Source organism: Sulfitobacter sp. HI0129 (assembly GCF_001635395.1).
Classification (GTDB): Bacteria; Pseudomonadota; Alphaproteobacteria; order Rhodobacterales; family Rhodobacteraceae; genus Sulfitobacter.
This window is the reverse complement of the sequence record NZ_LWGH01000778.1, coordinates 1-980: the sequence shown is the minus strand read 5'-3', so window position 1 is coordinate 980 and position 980 is coordinate 1. Positions and strand designations below refer to the sequence as shown.

Here is a 980-nt window from a genome sequence, read left to right as displayed (position 1 = left end):
GGGGGCTGACAGCGCACCGCTGGCCGGAGTGATCGGGCAGGGGCGGTCCGCAATGCGATCTACCGTTGTTAACTGCCCACCGTAGAATGTATCGGAAACCAGACCGCAGATCGCGGGGTGCATTCGGCTCTGTTCGGTGAGCATCGAGACCGGCCCACTCCGGGCATGGGCCATTGCCTCTGTCGTCTCGGCGATCTCGCGGAAGGGCTGCTCCAGTCGGAGAGCTGCGCCGAGTGCGTCGGCACGGAGTATCGGATCGGTCGCCAAGACCTCGAGCGACGTCCGGACTGCGTCCGGGAGGTCGGACACTGCGTCGATCAACTCGGGAGCGTCGGTGAGCAGCGCTTCACCGGCATCGTCGCGGTAGAGCCGCGCCTTGCGCTCGGCATCAAACGGCGCGAGCTGGCGGTGGTCGCCGATAAGGACCCGACGGGCCCCCAGAAGCAGAGGGCCAATGAGTTCCGGGCCGCTCGCCCGCGCCGCCTCTTCCACGATCACCCAGTCGAATTGCTCACCCTCGGCAACCATCTCTTCGATGACTGAGGAATTCGCCGTCGCCAGCGTCACGTCTGCACTGCGCAGAATCAGATGCTCGGTGTCCCGCAAGATCGCCTCTCCCTCAGGGTCCACATCGCCTGCGGGACCGGTCCTGCGCAGGATCCGCTCGACAGCTTCCCGCCGGCGGCGCGAGAGTGGGCTCGCATCGCCAAGCACGAAGGCGTCGAGAAGTGTGTGCGCCTGGTCTCGAAGTTGGGTGTCACTTAGATCCGGCGCAGCTCGCTCGATGCGCACGACGATCGGATCGCGCTCCGCCTGCGAGAAATGCTCTCGCAGCGTTCGCTCCATCTCCGCAAGTGCCTCGTGGTTTTGCGCAGCAATGTGAGCTACCCCCAGAAAATCGGACACTGACGTAAGCTACGATTTGTTGTCTGCTGATCTTCGACGAGAAGGAGATCAGAGATGTCGAAGCGAAAGCAACA

General features: G+C 63.8%; 1 protein-coding gene. It reads right to left on the bottom strand.

The features are described from left to right. A partial coding sequence (locus A3764_RS18990; protein ID WP_236628251.1) for an AAA domain-containing protein occupies positions 1-906 on the bottom strand: 906 nt, incomplete at its 3' end. Between the last annotated feature and the right edge of the window lie 74 nt (positions 907-980).